Raw genomic sequence first — 14,955 nt, 5'->3', positions numbered from 1 at the left:
AATGCGCATCCATGACCCACCACACGACGACGGCGGACGCCGTTCCCACCGGTACCGCTCAGGACGGTACCCGGCGTGCACCAGGACTCGCGGCACGCTCGATCGCCGAGGGGGTCGGATCCTTCCTCGTCATCCTCGTCGGCCTCGGAGCCACGATGCTGGCCACCGAGACGTCGCTGCAGCCCACCCTCGTCTTCGGGTTCGCCGTCGTCGCCGCGATGATCGCGTTCGGCCACGTCTCGGGCGGCCACTTCAACCCGGCCGTCACCGTCGGATCGGCGGTGGCGGGGCGGACCGACTGGAAGTCCGTGCTGCCCTATCTCGTGGCCCAGGTGCTGGGCGCGGTCGCCGCATCGGGACTCATCTGGCTGGTCCTGAGCGCCAACGCTCAGCTCTCCGACATCGGAGGGTTCTTCAGTTCGGCCTCCAACGGGTTCGGTGAGCACTCGGCGGCGCAGTTCCCCCTGACCAGCGCCTTCCTGCTGGAGGTCGTCGCGGCGGCACTCCTCGTCGCGGTCTTCCTCGGGGCGCGGTCGCAGCGCGGCGGGCGCGACCTCGCGCCGTTCGCCGTCGGCCTCACCTACGCCGGACTGCTCTCCTTCCTCCTGCCCGTCACGAACGGCGGCGTCAACCCGGTCCGCTCCACCGCCTCGGCCGTCTTCGCCGAGCCGTGGGCCCTCCAGCAGCTGTGGCTGTTCTGGGCCGCACCGGTGGTCGGCGGCGTGATCGCGGGACTGGTCTACCGCAGCCTGGACTCGGGCCGCCCGTCCCGCACGGAGGGGAAGACCGTTCCGGCGACGCCGCTTGGCGACGGCGACGGCGACGGCGCCGTGCACCAGCACGATGCGCAGCAGGACGCGGAGCAGCCCGTGGCCCAGCCGGGCACCTCCCAGTACGACGCCCCCGGGGCCGGCGGCACGGGACGCCCTGCCGGCGACGCCGAGTCCTTCTTCGATGCACGGCCCTCCTCGGGACACGACGCCTCCCGGGTCGACGATTCCCCGAGCGGGCCGGTGCGCTGAGCCGGATTCCGGGCCCGCCGAGCGCTGATCCTCCGAATGTCGGCATGCGGCGGTAGCGTGAAATCCATGAGGATCCTTCATACGTCAGACTGGCACCTGGGCCGGTCCTTCCACGGGACCGGGACCCTCGACGCCCAGCGGATCTTCGTCGACAACCTCGAGAAGACGGTGCGCGAGGAAGCAGTCGACGTGGTCCTCGTGGCGGGGGACGTCTACGACCGAGCACTGCCGGCCGTGGACGTCGTCGCCCTCTTCGACGAGACACTGGACCGGCTCACCGTCGCAGGCGCGCAGGTGGTCGTCAGCAGCGGGAACCACGACTCGGCCACGCGGCTCGGCTTCGGCGGCCGCATCCTCGCCCGCGGCGGCGTGCACCTGCGCACACGCATCGAGGACATCGGCACGGCTGTGACCTGGCCGCTCGGGGCGGAGGCCGAACTCGCGATCTACGGCGTACCGTACCTAGAGCCCCGCGTCGTCGCGGAGGCGCTGCAGGCGGACGGCACCACGCACACCGCCGTGACCCGCGCCGCCCTCGACCGCGTGCGCGAGGACATCGCGCTCCGGAGCAGGGAGCGCCGCGTGGTGTCCGTCGTGATGGCCCACACCTTCGCTGCCGGGGGCGAGGGCTCGGACAGTGAGCGCGACCTCGCCATCGGCGGCCTCGGATCCGTGCCCCTCGCGCTGTTCGAGGGCTTCGACTACAGCGCGCTGGGCCACCTGCACGGCAGGCAGAGGCTGTCCGAGACCGTGCGCTACTCGGGGTCGCCCCTCGCGTACTCCTTCTCCGAGGCGAACCAGCACAAGGGCGCGTGGCTCCTGGACGTCGGCGCGGACGGGATCGGTGCCGTCCGGCCCGTCGAGTGGCCGGCGCCGCGCGACCTCGCCGTGCTCACCGGCACCCTCGACGAGCTCCTGGAACGCGACGACCTCGCCTGGGCGGAATCGGCCTACTGCTCCGTCACCCTCACCGACCGTGAGCGGCCGGCGCGCGCCATGGAGCGCCTGAGGACACGGTTCCCCGACACCCTCGTACTCTCCTTCGCTCCGGAGGGCGGGGACCGGCAGGACGCGCGGACGTACAGCCAGCGGATCGCCGAGGCGCGGGACGACGCCGAGATCTGCTGCGGTTTCCTCGACCATGTCCGCGGCCGGAGTGCCTCTCCCGAGGAGCAGGCGCTCATCCGCTCGACCGTCGACGCCGCGTTGAGCCTCGCCCACGAACGCTAGGACGCGCGCATGAGACTGCACCACCTCGAGATCCAGGCCTTCGGCCCCTTCGCCGACCGGCAGAGCGTCGACTTCGATGCGCTGTCCAGCCAGGGCCTGTTCCTCCTGAACGGTCCCACCGGCGCCGGGAAGTCGAGCGTCCTCGACGCCGTGTGCTTCGCACTCTACGGTTCGGTCCCCGGCGCCCGTCAGGCGGCGAAGAGGCTCCGCAGCGACCATGCTGCGGAATCGGTGGCTCCGGAGGTGTCCCTCGAATTCTCGGTCGCGGACCGTCGTTTCCGCGTGGTGCGGTCACCCGCGTGGGACAGGCCGGCGCGACGCGGGAACGGGACCACCACGGAACAGGCCCGCACCCTCCTCAGCGAACGGGTGGACGCCGAGTGGGTGCAGAAGTCGGCGCGCAACGACGAGGCCGGACTGGAGCTGCAGTCCCTCCTCGGCATGGACAAGGAACAGTTCACCAAGGTCGTGATGCTTCCGCAGGGCGAGTTCGCGGCCTTCCTCCGGGCCGACGCGAAGCCCCGACGGGAACTGCTGCAGAGGCTGTTCTCGACCACGCGGTTCGAGGATCTCGAGAGGCTCTTCACCGAGGAGAGTCATCGCACCGCGCGGAACCTCGCGGACCAGGAGGGCAAGCAGCGGCACGTGTTCCTGCGCGCGGTCGACGAGGCCGAGCGCCATGACCTCAGCCTTGCCGAGACGGGAATCGACCCGGACAGCCCCGGCGGCTGGTCCGAGGCCCTGCAGGCACTCGCCGCGGCCCTCCACGACCGCCGGGACGCGGCAGCCCTCGAGAGCACCGAGCTCGCGGAACGGAGTGCGCTCGCGGACGGCGCATCGGCAGCGTTGAGGCAGCGCCGGTCCCGCTGGACCGCGCTCGGCGACCTGCGGAGGCAGCAGGCGGACCACGACGCACGCTCCGACGGGATCGCGGACCTGATGGAGCAGGCTCGGCTGCACGACCAGGCCCGCGGGCTCGCCCCGCTCCTCGAACTCGAGTCCGAGGCAGGCATCGGGGTGGAGGGCGCACGTGCCCGGCACGGCGAGGCCCTCCAGCGGCTGCGGAACAACGACGTCGTCCGGGACTATCTCGACGTCGATCCCACCGTCCAGGACGAGGTCCCGCGGAGCGTCCTCACCGGCGGCTGCACGGCGTCGTCCTCCGCGCTGGGGGTCCTGCGCGCCGCGCTGCCCGACGAGCAACGGTTGCTGGACGTGCGGTCCGAGCTCGACGACGGGTCGGCCGGGGTCCGGCGGCTCGACGAACGGCTCACCGTGACGGGCGAAGCCCTCACCGCGCTCCAGCATCGGCGCGCGGCCGATGTCGGACGCGTCGCGCCCCTGCGGCTGGCCGCCGACGGCCTGGTTCACCTGCGCGCGGACCTCGCCGCCGCCGTCACGGCCGAGGAGACGGTCCGGCAGTACCGGGCGGCTGAACTGCGCCGCGGTGCCGCGGACGCCGGGTACGATGCCGCATCGGGGCGCTTCCTCGCGCTCAAGGAGGACTGGCTCACCAAGCTGCAGCTGCGGCTGGAACAGGCTGCCGAGGAACTTGCCGAACAGTTGGCGGACGGCGAGCCGTGCCCGGTGTGCGGCAGCGCGGAGCATCCCGCACCCGTGGCGTCGCCGGGCGGCGAGAGGATCACCCTGGAGGAGGAACAGGTTGCGCGACGCCTGCAGGCCGAGGCCGAGAAGGAGCTCCAAGACCTCCGGGAGGTCCGGGACCGTGCGCGCCTCGACGTTGCCGACCTAGCCGCCCGGGGCGGTGAGCTGTCACCCGAGGACGCTGCTGCGTCCAGGCTCGCGGCGCGGACCAGGGTCCAGGCCGCCGAGACAGCCCAGGCCGAGTGTGAGCAGATCGAGGAGCGCATCCGGCGCGCCACCGAGGACGAGGAACGGATCCGCGCCGAGCGCGACGTGCTGCAGGAGGAACGGGCCGCCGCCGAGTCACGGCGGTCGTCGCTGCTCGACCAGGAGGACGTGCTGGCGCAACGGCTCACCGGGCTCCAGGGCGATGCACCGTCGCTGACGGCCCGCATCGGCGACGTGCAGCGCGCGTTCGACGACCTGGAAGCGGCGCGGGACGCCCTGGATGCGCTCACATCGGCCGTGGGCCGTCGGCAGGATGCCGTGTAGCGCGTCTAGGACGCGCTGCACGGAACCCCCTTCGGCTCGTCGGACGAGGCCCGCGCGGCGCTCCTCCCGGAGGACCGCCGCAGCAGGATGGCCGAGGCGGTGAAGGAGCACGAGGCACGCGGGCACCGACTCTCCGGCGCCTGGGAGGACGGCGCCGTCCGGGAGACCCTTCGGGAGGAGCAGGAAGGCGTGGAGCCACCCTCCGACGAGGACGAGCGCACCGCCGCCGCCGGCGCCGACGAACTCCGGGTGCGCGCACAGCGGGCCGGTATCAGTGCCGAGGTGCTGGGGCACTCGGTCGCCCAGCTCGAGACCTACTCCCGGCAGTTCGACGACCTCGAGCGGCAGATCGCACCGCTGCGCGAGGAAGCGCGGCTGGCGGCCGCCGTCGCCGACACGGCCCGCGGGGGTGGGGAGAACCTGTACAAGATGTCGCTGGCCACCTACGTCCTCGCCTCACGCCTCGAGCAGGTCGCGGCCGCCGCGACGGAGCGGCTGCTGCAGATGTCCGACGGCCGGTACGCGCTGGTGCACAGCGACGCCACGGCGGGCAACAAGCGCTCGGGACTCGGGTTGAACGTGATCGACGGCTGGACGGGGAACCGCAGGGACACCTCGACGCTGTCCGGCGGGGAGTCCTTCATGGCCTCGCTCGCCCTGGCGCTCGGGCTCGCCGACGTGGTCCAGCAGGAAGCGGGTGGGCTCGACATCGAGACCCTGTTCGTGGACGAGGGATTCGGTTCACTCGACGACCAGGCACTCGAGCAGGTCATGGATGCGCTCGAGGGCCTTCGGAGCGGCGGGCGCGTCGTGGGACTGGTCAGTCACGTGCCCGAACTCAAGCAGCGGGTCAGCGCGCAGCTGCAGGTGGTGAAGGGCCGCCAGGGCTCGGTCCTCCGCTACGTGGAGCAGCCTGCCAGCGTGTAAACTCGAGCCGTTACCGGGTCGGGCGCATCGGGAGGGGGGACGATGCGCGCTTGATGCACCCGGAAAGCGCATGTACAAGAATCCCTCACCGGCGTCGCCGGACTCTTCCCCGTCCCCTCTGCCGGGTCCCGTCCGCTCCAGGCGGTCCCGACTCGGCAGGTTCGGTATCCTCCCGGACCTCGCGGGCACCTCCTTCCTCCTGATCGGCCTCTTCGCGCGGCTGCCCCTCGCGATGCTCACGGTCGGCGCCCTCACGCTCGTCACGACCGCCAGCGGCTCCTACGCCGCGGGAGGTTTCGCGGCCGGAGCGGTCGGGCTCGGCTCGGCGCTCGGGGCCCCGCTGCTCGGCCTCCTCGCGGACAAGCACGGACAGCGCATCGTGCTCCTGGTCTCGGCGGTCCTGAACACCCTGGCCATCGCGGGCGTGCTCGTCGTGACGCTGCGCGGCGGAAGCATCACGGGCAGCACCCTCGCCCTCGTCCTCGCGGCGTCACTCGCCATGGGGTTCACGTGTCCCCAGATCGGCCCGCTGGCCAGGGTCCGCTGGATGGCGATGACCCGCCGCAGCCCACGCTCGGCCCTGGACACCGCCCTCTCCTACGAGGGGACGGCGGACGAGCTCACCTTCGTCCTCGGCCCCGCCCTGGTCGGCCTGCTCGCGAGCCTGATCGCCCCCTGGCTCCCACTCGCCCTGGCCGCGGTGCTGACCATCACCCTCGTCAGTGCGTTCGCCGTCCACCCGACGGTCGCCTTCAGCGATGCGGGCCGCGATCCCGGTGCCGACGGGAACGGGCACGACGGCGATCAGCCCCCGGAGTCCGCGGACTACCGCCCCGCGCTCGTCCTGCTGCCCGTCGCCGGGATGATCGCCATGGGGACGTTCTTCGGCTCCACGCAGACGTTCCTGACCGCGTTCGCGGGCCAGTTCGGGGCAGCCGAGTCCTCCGGGCTCCTGTACGCGGTCATGGGCCTCAGCTCGGCCGTGGCCGCACTGTCGGTCGCCTACTGGCCCGAGCGCTTCGGCCATACACGCCGGTGGATGGTGGCTGCCGCCGCCATGGCGATGGCCGCCGCCGCGCTGGCCCTGCCCGGCGCGATCCCGACGATGCTGGGAGCGCTCTTCCTCCTCGGCATCTTCGTGGGTCCCACCATGGTGACGATCTTCTCGATCGGCTCGATGGTCGCGCCGGCACACCGGCTGGGTACGGTCATGACGCTGCTCGCCTCCGGGATCGTCACCGGCACGGCGACCGGTTCGGCGCTGGCAGGGGCCCTCGCCGAAGCCTCCGGGCCGGCGGGCGCCTCGGTGGTCCCGGCAGCAGCAGCATGCGTCCTGCTGCTGCTCGGAGCGGCATCGGCCGTCGCCCTGCGGAGCACCAGCAGAGCCTGAGGCAGGTTCATCAGCCGGCTGTGCAACCGCCCGGGCCGAGCATAGGATCGAAGGACATCCAAGACGCAGGAGGACGCATGAGCACCGAAGGCAGCAAGCAGAACGACACCGAGGATGCGACCGGCGGATTGGGTCCCGAGGGGACGATCCCGGTCAGTGACGACGGGGTGGCCGCGGGATCGACGGACGAGGCGAGCAACTTCGAACCCGAGGAGGACGACGGCGACGGTTCCTAGGCCGCCCGGGCGTCACCGGATGCTGGGGGCCCGATCGGGCGGTTCGGGAATCCGGACGTTACCCGTGAAGACTCCGCCGGTGACGCTCTCCGCCTCGGGGGAGCCGGAGGCGGACAGCACGGGCCTGGCGGCTCCGGCCGCCGGCCCCGGGGCTCCGAGGTGCTCGTCGGCATAGTTCCGCAGCTGCAGTGCCACGTCGTGCGCGTACGGCCTGGCCGAGGGATTCCTCGATGTCATCCTCCGCAGCAGGGCGCTCCAGTCCGGTCCGAGCGAATCCGGCACCTCGGGATCCCGCAGCAGCCGAGCGAGGGCAGCCTCGACCACGGGTCCGGGGAAGGCCTTAACTCCCGTCAGGCACTCGAGGAGGACGAGCCCCAGCGAGTAGATGTCACTGCGCTCGTCCAGCGGACCGCCCTCGGCCTGTTCCGGGCTGAGGTAGTTGGCGGTGCCGATCGTGGCTCCCGCGGCGGTCGCCATGGTGGCCTCCACCATCCGTGCGATGCCGAAATCCGTCAGCTTGGCGTACAGGCGGGTCGCGTTGTCCCCGCTGTGGAACATGAGGATGTTCGCCGGTTTCACGTCCCGGTGCACCACGCCCTCGGAGTGGATGTAGGCCAGTGCATCGGCGAGGTCCGCGCCGAGCTGGGCCACGTCCTCCGCGGGCAGGGCGCCGCGCTTGAGCAGGTGCCGGAGGTCCTCGCCGTCGACGAGTTCCATCACGAGGAAGCCGGTGGTCCGTCCCGTGTCGTCCTCGTGGATGCCTGCGTCGTGCAGCGTCACGAGGCCCGGGTGGTTGAGGGTCGACAGCAGCATCGTCTCCGTGTGCTGGCGCCGGTAGTTGTCGTCGTCCGCCGTCGTCGGATTGAAGATCTTGATGGCGACGTCGCGTCCGAGGTTCCGGTCGACGGCCCGGTAGACCGACGCGGCTCCGCCGACGCCGAGGAGTTCCATGGTCTGGTACCGGTCAGCAAGGAGCACATCCATGGGTGTCCTCCCGCAGCAGATTGGAATTGTGGATCATCGCCGAGCCCCACCATAAGGCTGCTGATCAGTTCCGAGTATACCGGCCGCGCTCCTGCACGGGCAGCGACGCGCGCACCGCCGGAGCCCGGTCCGGCTCTCAGGAGAGGAATGCGAGGGCTGCATCCTTGAACAGTCGCGAGGTGATGGCGTTCGAGTGGCTCCTGCCGGGCAGGGTCGCCGTCTCGGCGAACGGGGCCCAGTCGGCGAGGTCGCCGATACCGCCGGCGTAGTCGTCCTGGTCCCCGGCGACGAGGAGCAGGGGCATCTTCGGGACGGCGCCCCGGGGGTCGAAGGGTTCCGTCTTGATGGCCGAGACCATGGCAAGGAGCGAGGGCAGATCGTTGCCGAGCCCCGCCTGGGCCATCCGGAGGAGGTCCGCCGTCGTCGCGTCCTGCGGGGCGGGCCCCCCGGCGAGGTGGCGCTCGGCTCCCTCGAGGTCGAATGCGGCGAGAGGGTCGTCGCTGCCGGGCCCCCCGAGCACCATCCTGCGCACGAGCTCGGGCTGCGTCGCGCCGAACTCCCAGGCGAGGCGGGATCCCAGGGAGTAGCCGAGCAGATCGACGCCGGAGGCGGGGTCGTCCTCCCGGAGGGGGGTGATGCGTTCGTCGAAGAGCGCCTGCAGGATGTCGGCGCGCATGCGGCTGGGTGCGTAGGCGCCGGCGTCGTCCGGCGCCGCGCTGTCACCGTGTCCCGGGAGGTCCACCATGACCACGGAGCGGCCGGCGTCGTTCAGGAAGCGGACCCAGCCGGTCTCCACCCAGTTCTGCCGCGACGAGGAGCCGAACCCGTGCAGCAGGAGGATCGGGGGCAACGCTCGGGGAGTGTCCGCGTCGCTGCGGGTGATGGCCAGGCGGGGATCGATACCCTCGACGTCGTGAACGGAATGGTGGTCCATGACCCCATCGTAAGGGCGGCAGAGATATGTGCGTCCTTGAACACATCTCCGCCGCGCGGCCCCTGCGGACCGACGACTGTGACTTTAGACACTTTCGGGAGCGGTGGCAACCCGCTGACTGAGGCTCCCCGTCCAGAACTCCTCGACGGACCATGACCGTCGGCTGCCTGCCATGAGTTATAGTCATCATGACTCTAACAAGGCGTCGACGATCACCCAGGCGGAAGGCCGGTCATGTACAGCTCCGCCAACGTCTCGGAACGGCAGGCCCAGGCGCCCTCCCTCGCCATCTCGACCGTCATCTTCGCGCTCCGGACGGATGCGGCCTCGGACCGATCGGAGATCTGGCTCCCGCTCGTCGGACGTATCCGCCAGCCGCACCTCGGGCGCTGGGCGCTGCCGGGCGGCCCGCTCGACGGCCGCGAGTCCCTGCAGGACGCCGCGGCACGGAACCTGCGGGACACCACGGGGCTCGAGCCGACCTACCTCGAGCAGCTCTACGCCTTCGGCGGGCTCGATCGTTCGGCGACGCAGCGCCTGGTGTCGATCGTCTACTGGGCGCTCGTGCGCCCGGACCAGGCCGATCTGGCGCAGGAATCGGAGAACGTGCGGTGGTTCCGGGCCTCCGACGTCGTCGGGCTCGCGTTCGACCACGACGAGATCGTCGCCTACGCCCTCGAACGGCTCCGCGGCAAGATCGAGTACGGATCGGTCGCCTACCACTTCCTCGGTGACCGTTTCACGCTGGCGCAGTTGCGCGGCGTCTACGAGGCGGTGCTCGGACGGCACCTCGATCCGGCGAACTTCCGGCGACAGCTCCGCTCCGCGAAGGACATCGCCGCCACGGACGAGGTGCTCCAGGGCGGGCGCAACCGGCCGCCGCGCCTGTACAGGTACACCGGGCCGCACGCCGGACGGCCTCCGTCCTAGACGGGTCCGATGCCCGGCCCCGGGCGATGCACCTCGAGCCCTGCAACCCACCCCGTCCACGACCCCAGTCCGCCGCCCAGCCCGGCGCCGGCCCATCGAGGGAGAAGCACGTGTCCGTTTCCACCGCCATCCAGCTCATCTCGCGAGGCGAGGCAGGATTCCCTGCGCCCGCGACCACCTGCACACCCGACCTGGCGCGTGATCCGTGGGTCTTCGACGCTCTCCCTCTGCCCGACTACGGCCCCGGTGCTTCCATGCACGACCCGGTCCCTCCCACGACCCCGCGCCAGGGTGAGCTGCCGGAGGAGTACCGGACCGCTTCCGCCGACGACCTCGATCGGAGGATCCTCGCCGCCAAGGAGACGCTGGGGGAGTCCGTCGTCGTCCTGGGCCACTTCTACCAGCGCGACGAGGTGGTGAAGTACGCGGACTTCGTCGGCGACAGCTACCAGCTCGCCCGCGCAGCCACCGAGCGCAGTGCCGCGGAGGCCATCGTCTTCTGCGGTGTCCACTTCATGGCGGAGACCGCGGACATGCTGTCGACGCCGGAGCAGGCCGTGATCCTGCCCAACCTCGCGGCGGGGTGCTCCATGGCGGACATGGCGGACATCGACTCGGTGACGGAGTGCTGGGACCAGCTGACCGCGCTCTTCGGATCGGAGCCCGACGCGGACGGCCGGCGGCCCGTGATCCCCGTGACGTACATGAACTCCTCCGCGGCGCTGAAGGGATTCTGCGGAGAACACGGCGGGATCGTCTGCACGTCGTCGAACGCGGCTGCCGTGCTCGAGTGGGCGTTCGAGCGGGGGCAGCGCGTGCTGTTCTTCCCCGACCAGCACCTCGGCCGCAACACCGCCAAGGCGATGGGCGTCCCGCTCGAGCGGATGCCCCTGTGGAATCCCCGCAAGGCGTGGGGCGGCACGGACGAGCAGACACTCCGCGACTCCCGGGTGATCCTGTGGCACGGGTTCTGCTCGGTCCACAAGCGCTTCACCGTGGCCCAGATCGAGAAGGCGAGGGCGGAACACCCCGGAGTGCGCGTGCTCGTGCATCCCGAGTGCCCGATGCCCGTCGTCGACGCCGCCGACGAGGCGGGCTCGACCGACTACATCCGGAAGGCGATCGATGCAGCCGCACCGGGCAGCACCTTCGCCGTCGGGACGGAGATCAACATGGTGAACCGGCTCGCCGCGCAGTACCCGCAGCACACCATCTTCTGCCTCGATCCCGTCATCTGCCCCTGCTCGACGATGTACCGCATCCACCCCGGCTACCTGGCCTGGGTGCTGGAGGGCCTCGTCGAAGGACGCGTGCCGAACCGCATCACCGTGCCGGAGAGCGTCGCCGGGCCGGCACGCGTGGCCCTGAACCGGATGCTCGCGGTCCGCCCGTGACCTCCGGACGCGTGCGGGAGGAGCCGGACGCCACCCGGGGGCCGCTCCGCGTGGTGATCGTGGGCTCCGGCATCGCCGGTTTGCAGACGGCACTCGCCGTGCGGCGGCTCGCCCCCCGGTCCGACGTCGTGCTGGTCTCCAAAGCCGCGCTCGGCTCCGGCAACACGGGCTACGCGCAGGGCGGCATCGCCGCGGTGCTCGCGGCCGGGCACGGAGCGTCCGGCCGCCCGTCCGGACCGGCCGGCGGCCGTCGCGACTCGGTGGAGGCACACATCGCGGACACCCTCGCGGCCGGCGCTGGGCTGGCGGACCCGGAGGCGGTCGAAGTCCTCTGCCGGGGCGCAGCCGAGGGGATCGACGCCCTGCAGCGGGCCGGGGTGGTCTTCGACGCCGCGCCGCACGACGCGTCGTCGCCCGCACTGGGCCGCGAGGCGGCTCACTCCGCGGCACGGATCCTCCACCTCGGCGGTGATGCGACCGGCGCAGGGCTCATCGCCTCCCTCACGGCGGCGGTGCGCCGGGACCCGGCGATCCGGGTCCTCGAGAACGCCTTCGTCGAGCGGATACTGCTCGACGGCGCCGGGGGATCGCCGCGTGCCGCCGGCGTCGAGGTGCTGCAGGACGGCATCCGGCGCCCGATCGCGGCCTCCGCCGTGGTGCTGGCGACCGGCGGGGCCGGCCAGCTCTTCGACCGCACGACGAACCCGGCGATCGCCACGGGCGACGGTGTGGCGCTGGCCTGGCGGGCCGGCGCGGTGGTCGCCGACCTCGAGTTCTTCCAGTTCCACCCCACGGCGCTCGACGTCCCGGGGAACCCGCTGATCTCGGAGGCCGTGCGCGGCGAGGGCGCGCGCCTCGTCGATGCCCGTGGTCACCGGTTCATGGCGGACTACCACCCGGACGGCGACCTCGCGCCGCGGGACGTGGTCTCGCGCAGCATCGCACGCCACCTCGCCCAGGAGCCCACCGACGCCCCGGGCGTCCGTACCGGGGCCGCGGCCGGTGACCGCAGGGCACGGTGCGTCTACCTGGACGCGACGGCCCTCGGTGCCGACTTCCTCGCCCGCCGCTTCCCGTCGCTCACCGCGCTGACGGCACGGCACGGGTACGACTGGTCCGCCGCCGTCGTCCCGGTGGTCCCGGCCGCCCACTACTGGATGGGCGGCGTGCGGACGGACACGGACGGGCGCACCTCCGTCCAGGGCCTCTTCGCCGTCGGTGAGGTGGCGCGCACGGGTGTGCACGGCGCCAACCGGCTGGCCTCCAACAGCCTCCTCGAGGCCGTGGTCTTCGCTACGCGGTGCGCGGCGGCGCTCTCCGACGGAGACGGCGCGGCGCCGGTCTTCGAGGCCGAGGTCCTCGACCTCGACGCGGAGACCGGAACCCACCCCGTGACGCGCCGCGAGCTCCAGGCGGTGATGACAGACCACGCCGGCGTCCTGCGGACGGGCAGCGGTCTGGACGTCGCCGCGAAGCAGCTCGCGTCCTATCGCGCCGGCACCGATCCGGAGACGGCGAACCTGCTGCTGTGCGCGCGGCTGCTCGTGCGCGCCGCCTCGGACCGGCCCGGGTCCTGCGGAGCGCACCACCGCTCCGACCAGCCGAACCCCGCACTCCGCCGGCCCGCCCCGAGCCGGTCCTACCTCCGAATCCCCGAAGGGACACAGCCATGACGCAGACCGCCGACAGCCCGTTGGACACCGCCGCAGCGCCGGCGCGGCCACCGCAGCACCTGGTCGACGCCATCGTTGCGGCGGCCCTCGCCGAGGACGCGCCGTGGGGTGACGTGACCTGCCAGTCCCTCATCGACCCCGATCTGCTGACGACGGCGGCCGTGACCGCACGCGAGCCCGGCATCCTCTGCGGGACCTCGGCGATCGAGGCGGCGATGAGGCTCACCGACCCGCGCATCCACGTCGCCTTCCCGAGGACCGACGGCACGCCGTTCGGGACCGGCGACACGATCGCGTACCTCAGCGGGCCCGCGGCCGGCATCCTCACCGCGGAGCGCACGGCCCTCAACATCGTGCAGCGCCTGAGCGGGATCGCGACCATGACGCGGGCCTTCGTCGACGCCGCGGGTGGTACGCGTGCCCGCATCGTCGACACCCGCAAGACCACACCGGGGCTGCGGGTCCTGGAACGCTGGGCCGTCCGCTGCGGGGGCGGATCGAACCACCGCGCCGGTCTGTCCGACGCCGTGATGGTCAAGGACAACCACCTGGCGCTGCTGGCGGTCGACGGGCCCGCCGCACTCACGGCCGCACTGCGGTCGGTGAGGTCCCGGCTGCCCCACACCGTGCACGTCGAGGTCGAGGTGGACGGGCTGGACCAGCTCGAACCGGTCCTCGCTGCGGACGTCGACACGATCATGCTGGACAACTTCACCGTCGAGGACCTCGCGGAGGGAGTGCGGCGGGTGGCCGGCCGGGCGCTCGTCGAGGCGAGCGGCAACGTACGGCTCGACACCGTGGCGGCCATCGCCGCCACCGGCGTGGACATCATCTCCGCAGGGGCACTCACCCACAGCGTCCGATCGCTCGACCTCGGCCTGGACTTCGTCCCGCCGGTCCACCAGACCCCGGTCGGCGGCCATGCTGTACCTTGACGCCGCCGCCACGGCACCGGCACGCCGCGAGGTCCTCGAGGAGATGTGGCCCCTGCTGACGTCGACCTTCGGCAATCCGTCCAGCCACCACGCCTACGGCGAGGCAGCCGCGAACGCCTTCGCCGCGGCCCGGTCGAGGATCGCGGGTCTGCTCGGATGCCGTCCCGCGGAGATCATCTTCACCTCGGGCGGCACCGAGGCCGACAATCTCGCGCTCAAGGGCATCGCCCTGGCCGCGCCTCGCGGACGCCACATCGTCACCAGCGCCATCGAGCACCCGGCAGTGCTGGACGCGCTGTCCTACCTCCGGGACTTCCACGGCTTCCGCATCACGACCCTGCCCGTCTCCGGAACAGGACGGGTCGCCGCGGAGGAGCTGGCGGCCGCGCTCGAAGCCGGGACGACGCTGTGCACCGTCATGTACGCGAACAACGAGGTCGGCACGGTCCAGGACATCCCGGCGCTGGCGGCGGTCTGCCGGAACGCCGGAGTCCCCTTCCATACCGACGCCGTGCAGGCGGCGGGATGGCTTCCCCTCGACGTCGACTCCCTGGGCGTCACCGCGCTCAGCATCTCGGGCCACAAGCTGGGCACCCCGAAAGGCATCGGCCTGCTGTACCTGCGCGCGGGCACCCCCTGCGAACCCGTCCTGCACGGCGGCGGCCAGGAGCGCGGCCGTCGCTCGGGAACGGAGAACGTCGCCGGAGCGGTCGGGCTGGCGCGAGCGCTCGGCCTCGCGCAGCGCGCCCTGCCGGCCGCAGCCACCCGATCGCGGTCGGCGCAGGACGCGCTGGTCGCCGCGGTCCTCGCCGCGGTGCCCGGCGCCCTCGTCACGGGTGACCCCGACGCGCGGCTCCCGAACCTCGCCTCGTTCTGCTTCCCGGGGGTCGGCGGTGAGGCGGTCCTGCTGGAACTCGAGCGCCGCGGGGTCGTCTGCTCCAGCGGTTCGGCCTGCGCCGCCGGTTCGTCCGAGCCGTCGGCCGTGCTGCTGGCACTCGGGATCGACGAAGGGACCACCCACTCCGCCGTCCGGCTGTCCTGGACACAGGACACCCCGCCGACGGATCTCGCGGAGGCGGCACGCGCCGTGATCGCGTCGGTCGAGGCGGTGCGATCGCTCGGCGCGGCGCGTGGAGCCTAGACTTGCGGCACCGGATTCCGCCG

At 72.1% G+C, this 14,955-nt stretch carries 12 protein-coding genes and 1 pseudogene; 11 read left to right on the top strand and 2 right to left on the bottom strand.

Going from position 1 to position 14,955, the window contains the following annotated elements:
* Positions 1–11: 11 nt before the first annotated feature.
* From ACX80L_RS13490 to ACX80L_RS13465, 6 genes and pseudogenes are all read left to right on the top strand, one after another.
* Positions 12–1,022, top strand: coding sequence for an aquaporin (locus tag ACX80L_RS13490; RefSeq protein WP_459290254.1), 1,011 nt, complete (start codon positions 12–14; stop codon positions 1,020–1,022).
* Between the two features lie 66 nt (positions 1,023–1,088).
* A complete protein-coding gene (locus ACX80L_RS13485; protein ID WP_459290252.1) occupies positions 1,089–2,252 on the top strand; it encodes an exonuclease SbcCD subunit D in 1,164 nt (387 codons plus the stop codon).
* Positions 2,253–2,261: 9 nt separating this feature from the next.
* Positions 2,262–4,388: an AAA family ATPase gene (locus ACX80L_RS13480; protein ID WP_459290250.1), complete on the top strand. Its 2,127-nt coding sequence runs from the start codon at positions 2,262–2,264 to the stop codon at positions 4,386–4,388.
* A 381-nt stretch (positions 4,389–4,769) separates the two neighbouring features.
* Positions 4,770–5,315: pseudogene (locus tag ACX80L_RS13475) on the top strand (SbcC/MukB-like Walker B domain-containing protein); the annotation flags it as partial.
* Positions 5,316–5,385: 70 nt separating this feature from the next.
* A complete protein-coding gene (locus ACX80L_RS13470; RefSeq protein WP_459290248.1) occupies positions 5,386–6,705 on the top strand; it encodes an MFS transporter in 1,320 nt (439 codons plus the stop codon).
* 77 nt (positions 6,706–6,782) lie between these two features.
* Positions 6,783–6,941: a hypothetical protein gene (locus tag ACX80L_RS13465; RefSeq protein ID WP_208741469.1), complete on the top strand. Its 159-nt coding sequence runs from the start codon at positions 6,783–6,785 to the stop codon at positions 6,939–6,941.
* A gap of 12 nt (positions 6,942–6,953) precedes the next feature.
* Here the strand turns inward: ACX80L_RS13465 and ACX80L_RS13460 are convergent, their stop codons facing one another.
* Positions 6,954–7,925, bottom strand: a complete 972-nt coding sequence (locus ACX80L_RS13460; RefSeq protein WP_459269079.1) for a serine/threonine-protein kinase — start codon at positions 7,923–7,925, stop codon at positions 6,954–6,956.
* A 136-nt stretch (positions 7,926–8,061) separates the two neighbouring features.
* Positions 8,062–8,859 carry an alpha/beta fold hydrolase gene (locus ACX80L_RS13455; protein ID WP_459290246.1) on the bottom strand — a complete coding sequence of 266 codons (798 nt, stop codon included), beginning with the start codon at positions 8,857–8,859 and terminating at the stop codon, positions 8,062–8,064.
* A gap of 234 nt (positions 8,860–9,093) precedes the next feature.
* Between ACX80L_RS13455 and ACX80L_RS13450 the strand changes: the two genes are divergently transcribed.
* The 5 genes from ACX80L_RS13450 (at position 9,094) to ACX80L_RS13430 (ending at position 14,932) form a co-directional block, all read left to right on the top strand.
* Complete coding sequence (locus ACX80L_RS13450) at positions 9,094–9,789, top strand: NUDIX hydrolase (RefSeq protein ID WP_459290244.1); 696 nt, start codon at positions 9,094–9,096, stop codon at positions 9,787–9,789.
* A 110-nt stretch (positions 9,790–9,899) separates the two neighbouring features.
* Positions 9,900–11,183: a quinolinate synthase NadA gene (gene nadA, locus ACX80L_RS13445; RefSeq protein WP_459290242.1), complete on the top strand. Its 1,284-nt coding sequence runs from the start codon at positions 9,900–9,902 to the stop codon at positions 11,181–11,183.
* Positions 11,180–12,856, top strand: coding sequence for an L-aspartate oxidase (gene nadB, locus ACX80L_RS13440; protein WP_459290240.1), 1,677 nt, complete (start codon positions 11,180–11,182; stop codon positions 12,854–12,856). Before nadA ends, nadB begins: the two co-directional genes overlap by 4 nt.
* Complete coding sequence (nadC, locus tag ACX80L_RS13435; protein WP_459290238.1) at positions 12,853–13,791, top strand: carboxylating nicotinate-nucleotide diphosphorylase; 939 nt, start codon at positions 12,853–12,855, stop codon at positions 13,789–13,791. Before nadB ends, nadC begins: the two co-directional genes overlap by 4 nt.
* Positions 13,778–14,932, top strand: coding sequence for a cysteine desulfurase family protein (locus ACX80L_RS13430; protein ID WP_459290236.1), 1,155 nt, complete (start codon positions 13,778–13,780; stop codon positions 14,930–14,932). The genes nadC and ACX80L_RS13430 overlap by 14 nt, the downstream gene beginning before the upstream one ends.
* The last annotated feature ends 23 nt before the right edge of the window (positions 14,933–14,955 follow it).

The sequence above is a fragment of the Arthrobacter sp. MDT1-48-3 genome (genome assembly GCF_054511015.1).
Note: the sequence above shows the minus strand (reverse complement) of the source record. Positions and strands in the feature narration are given on the sequence as shown.

Coding starts and splice junctions, on each gene's coding strand:
- ACX80L_RS13490 (WP_459290254.1), top strand. CDS start 12: ATGACCCACCACACGACGACGGCGGACGCCGTTCCCACCGGTACCGCT.
- ACX80L_RS13485 (WP_459290252.1), top strand. CDS start 1,089: ATGAGGATCCTTCATACGTCAGACTGGCACCTGGGCCGGTCCTTCCAC.
- ACX80L_RS13480 (WP_459290250.1), top strand. CDS start 2,262: ATGAGACTGCACCACCTCGAGATCCAGGCCTTCGGCCCCTTCGCCGAC.
- ACX80L_RS13470 (WP_459290248.1), top strand. CDS start 5,386: ATGTACAAGAATCCCTCACCGGCGTCGCCGGACTCTTCCCCGTCCCCT.
- ACX80L_RS13465 (WP_208741469.1), top strand. CDS start 6,783: ATGAGCACCGAAGGCAGCAAGCAGAACGACACCGAGGATGCGACCGGC.
- ACX80L_RS13460 (WP_459269079.1), bottom strand. CDS start 7,925: ATGGATGTGCTCCTTGCTGACCGGTACCAGACCATGGAACTCCTCGGC.
- ACX80L_RS13455 (WP_459290246.1), bottom strand. CDS start 8,859: ATGGACCACCATTCCGTTCACGACGTCGAGGGTATCGATCCCCGCCTG.
- ACX80L_RS13450 (WP_459290244.1), top strand. CDS start 9,094: ATGTACAGCTCCGCCAACGTCTCGGAACGGCAGGCCCAGGCGCCCTCC.
- nadC (WP_459290238.1), top strand. CDS start 12,853: ATGACGCAGACCGCCGACAGCCCGTTGGACACCGCCGCAGCGCCGGCG.
- ACX80L_RS13430 (WP_459290236.1), top strand. CDS start 13,778: ATGCTGTACCTTGACGCCGCCGCCACGGCACCGGCACGCCGCGAGGTC.